The organism is uncultured Mailhella sp. (assembly GCF_905187505.1).
Classification (GTDB): domain Bacteria; phylum Desulfobacterota; class Desulfovibrionia; order Desulfovibrionales; family Desulfovibrionaceae; genus Mailhella.
Genome location: NZ_CAJJIC010000162.1, coordinates 1 through 4,437 on the forward strand (window position 1 = coordinate 1; position 4,437 = coordinate 4,437).

The window sequence follows — 4,437 nt, forward strand, 5'->3', positions numbered from 1 at the left end:
GGGCTGCAATCTCAGTGCAGGCGTGCGCCCTGCGCCCGCCTGCCGTGGCCGACCGGTGTTTCCGCTTCGCGAAAGCACCGGTGTTGTTTGTAGGATTTCCAGATTTTTAAGGGAGTGCGTTTGCCCGAAGCTCTGGAAAGCCGTCGTTGGTAAAGAACAGTCGTGTTTCAACGATTTGGCGGGCCTTCGTTCGCAGCGGAATGACCGTCTCTCAACGCTCGGGGCCCCGGGCGACATCAGGAGCCCGGTCGGTGGTCGTGAGCAGGCGGAATTTACTTCCGCCGTTAAGCGAAATGACCGTCGTGCAAGTCCTGCGTCCGTACAGCGTGTCCGGGGCTGACGGGAGGCGGCGTCACTCGGGCATCGGGATGCAAGCGCCAGCCTGCCGTGGCCGACCGGTGTTTCCGCTTCGCGGCAACATCGGTGTTGTTTGCAGGATTTCCAGATTTTTAAGGGAGTGCGCTGGGTCAATGCTCCGGGCAAAGGTTCACCACTCCGCGCCGGAGCTGAGCAGTGCGAGCATGGCCGCTTCCTGTTCCTTCTTTTCCTCGGGCGACGCTTTCACGAGCGTGAGGGCATGGGTGGGACAGGTGGCCACACAGGGCGGCTGTGAGGTTTCCATGTCGTAGCGGCCGAAGCACAGATCGCACTTGACCATGGGGCTGCGCCCCTGTTCGGGGAACTGCGGCACATCGAAGGGACAGGCCTTCTTGCAGGCGCGGCAGCCTATGCACGTTTCCGCGTCCACAAGCACGATGCCGTCGGCATTTTTGGAAATGGCATGGACGGGGCACACCTTGAGGCAGGCCGGATCGACGCAGTGAAGGCAGGCAACGGAGGCGTGACGAAGGCGGGGCATGGCCTCACCACGCTGCCAGATGGTCACGATGCGGCGGCAGTCCATGCCGAGCGGACGTTCACGCCAGGTTTTGCAGGCAACGGCGCAGCCGTGACAGGCCACGCAACGGTCGGGATTGAAGGCAATGGCATATTCGAGATTCATTTTTATGTCCTGTAAGGCGCGTGTTCAGATGTAAAGGTTGATGCCGTGCACCGTGTGTCCATGGAACAGTCCCCCCTGCAAAGCAGGGTGGCGGGTCTTCTCTGTCCGGGGAACAGGCCTCGGACGGAAGTGACGACACATAGTGGACACACTTCTTCCTCATCATACTCCTCAAAGAAGAGAAGGTCCAGAGCAAATACGTATAATATGCGCTCCGTCTCCCCCCGAACACGCTGTACGGTCGCAGGACTTGCACGACGGACATTCCACTTAACGGCGGAAGTGAATTCCGCCTGCTTGCCGCCGTCGGCGCGACCGCCTGAAGGCAGGTCGCGGGCCCCCGAGCGTTGAGATACGGTTGTCCTTCGCAAACAAGGTCCGCCCGAGCGTTGAGAGACGGTCATTCCGCTGCAAACAAAAGCCCGCCAGACCTTCGAGAGCCGGCAGGTCATGCCAACGACGGCTTTCCAGAGCTTCGGACAGACGCTCTCCCCTTAACAATCTGGAAATCCCTTCAAACAACACCGGTGCTTTCGCGAAGCGAAACACCGGTCGGCCACGGCAGGCGGGTGCGGCAGCACACGCCTGCACTGAGATTGCAGCCCGTAACGCGCCTTGCCGAGCCTTCCGGCCTTGGCGTCACTCCCCCTGCTATCCCGCCATTTCAGAGCCCGACATCCGGCACCCGCACGACCCCCGCCGCGCGGCGAAGCCGCAAGGCAAATATGGGGGCCCGGGGGGAATTATGACATTTTCCGACGCCTGAGTAACACGGCCTCCCGTCTGCTCCAGACACGCTGTACGGGCACGGGGCTTGCACGACGCCCGCCGCGCTTAACGGCGGAAGTGAATTCCGCCTGCTTGCGGTCGTCGGCGCGGGCTCCTCAGGTCACCCGCGTTCCCCCAAGCGTTGTCAACAAGCTGAAAGAACCAGGGGGGCGCGGGGGACTCCCCGCCGGGGTCCGGGGCGGCGCCCCGCATTGCCTTTCCTGCCTTTTCTGCCTTTTCTGCGTTTTATTTGACGGGAGGGGCGGGGTTGCATAAGGTTCAGGGAAGCATGGGAAGGAGGAGCGTATGCCGCACAGGAGAGGACAGGAATTCGGCAAGGGACAGACCGGGGCGCTGACGCTGGAGGATGCGGAGGCGCTGGCTGCGGCGCGTGGCGAGGCAGTAGTGCCGACGTGGTGCGGGATGTGCGGGCCACGGGGCAACTGTGCGATTCATGCGTTTGTGAAGGACGGGAAATTTCTTCGTGTGGCGGGCATGGCGGAAGCGCCGCACAACCGCGGGGGGCTGTGCTGCAAGGCGCACGCGGCTCCGCAGTGGGTGTATTCAAAGGACAGGCTCACCGTGCCGCTCCGGCGCACGGGCGAAAAGGGCGAAGGGAAATTCGAGCGCATAGGCTGGGACGAAGCGCTCGGCATCATTGCGGAGAAGCTGAAGGCGCAGAAGGAGGCGTACGGGCCGGAATCGCTGGCCATACTGTCTCCGGCGCGGCGGGACTACAGCGAGTATCTGTATCGACTGCTTGTGGCGCACGGAAGTCCCAACTACGGGCACAGCGGAATATGCGCGATGCAGCTTCATTTCGGTTTCTGCCACACCATAGGAATGCGGCCGACGCCGGACTACAGGAATGCGGACGTCATTCTCATCTGGGGCAGGCAGCCGGTGTATTCCGGTCCGCCGCTGGGATCGGCGGAAGCCCTGGTGGAAGCGCGGGCGCGAGGGGCGCGCATTTACGCAATCAAGCCGTCGCTGGAAGCGGACGGCGGCTTTGCCACGGACTGGATACCGGTGCGTCCCGGCACGGACGCGGCGCTGGCGCTTTCCATGCTGCACGTGGTGACGCGCGACGATCTCATCGACCATGATTTTGTGGAAACGTGGTGCTTCGGCTACAGGGAGCTTGCCGAACACGTACGGCAGTACTCTCCGCAGTGGGCGGAAAAGATATGCGGGGTTGCCGCGGAAAAAATTGAAGAGCTTGCCCGCACCTACGCCACCACGAAGAAGGCGACCATAGACGTGGGCAACGGTCTGGAGCACGCGCCCTCTGCCGGGGACGCCATACGATCCATAGCCATGCTCATGGCGGTGACCGGGCATCTGGACAGGAAGGGAGGCAATCTGTTTGCCGGGCCGGGCTCCACCATGCCCGCGCCGCGCAGCGTGCATCTCAAGGAGAGGTACACGCAAGCGTGGCTGGACAAGATTGTGGGGCCGGAATTTCCCCGGGCGTTTCAGCCGTTCAGGGAAGGCACGTCCGCGGCGTACGCGCGGCTTTTTGCCGACGTTCTGAGCGAAAAACCGACCATTCATGCCATCATTGCGCCCGGCTCCCAGCCCACGGTGAGCACGCGCAATCCGCGCGGGGTCATTGAAGCGCTGAAAAAGCTGGACTTCTACGTGGTCATCGACACGCACCGCACGGCAGACATGGCCTTTGCCGACATCGTGCTTCCCGCACTCACGCCCTATGAAATCGACCATCCGTTCGAGGTGCGCGGGCCGTTCATCATGGCGCGCAGCAAGGTGATCGAGCCTGTGGGAGAAGGCCGATCCATGCAGCAGATCATGCTGGACATCGGCACGGCTCTCGGCTACGGCGACGACTTCTGGCACGGGGACATGACGGCCTGCATGAACTGGCAGCTCGAACCTTTGGGCATGAGCATGGAAGAGCTGCGCAGTCATCGCACGGGCATCGTCTATCCTCCGGCCGGGGCGCGGCAGTATGAAAAGTACGAAACGACCTTTCACACCAAAAGCTCGCAGCTCGACAAGGCTCCCTACCTTGCCGAAGGGAAGGTCGCGCTTTTCAACACGCGCTTTGCAAAGGCGGGCTTTTCGCCCATGCCCGAATGGCGGGAACCGGTGGAAAGCGTGTCCGGCACGCCGGAACTTCTGAAGGACTACCCCTTCGTGCTCTCGGACTATCATACCTCACGCAGCTTTTCCGCGGGCTGGCAGCGCAACGTTCCCTACCTGCGCGAGGTGGAAAAGGAACCGTCCCTGCATATCCACCCCAAGAGCGCGCGTTCCCTCGGCATCGCCGACGGCGACAAGGTAAGAGTCACCTCCCCGCACGGCAGCCTCGTGGTGAGAGCGCAGTACTACCCCGGCATCCGCGAAGACACCGTCATGCTGCTTCACGGCTGGTGGCAGGGCTGCCCGGAACTCGGCCTGCCCGACATGCCCCTCACCGACGGCGGCGCCAACGTCAACCTCCTCTACTCCCCGGACATCGAAAAAAGCGCCGACCCCGTCGTCACCGCCATGGGCAGCCAGACCCTCGTCAACGTGACCAGAATATAGAGGAAAGAGAGGAAAAGGACAGCCAGAGCCTTTTAGGGGGGAATGCCGACTTGTTTCTTCTCCCGAGCAGCTCCCTCTCCCGTCAGCCCCGGACACGCTGTACGGGCGCAGGGCTT

At 62.5% G+C, this 4,437-nt stretch carries 2 protein-coding genes; one reads left to right on the plus strand and one right to left on the minus strand.

What is annotated here, in order from left to right:
• Positions 1–487: 487 nt before the first annotated feature.
• Complete coding sequence (locus QZZ60_RS10695) at positions 488–1,003, minus strand: 4Fe-4S dicluster domain-containing protein (protein ID WP_295641257.1); 516 nt, start codon at positions 1,001–1,003, stop codon at positions 488–490.
• Between the two features lie 1,074 nt (positions 1,004–2,077).
• On the opposite strand from QZZ60_RS10695, the gene QZZ60_RS10700 reads away from it, so the two are divergent.
• Complete coding sequence (locus tag QZZ60_RS10700) at positions 2,078–4,321, plus strand: molybdopterin-dependent oxidoreductase (protein WP_295641259.1); 2,244 nt, start codon at positions 2,078–2,080, stop codon at positions 4,319–4,321.
• Positions 4,322–4,437: the final 116 nt, after the last annotated feature.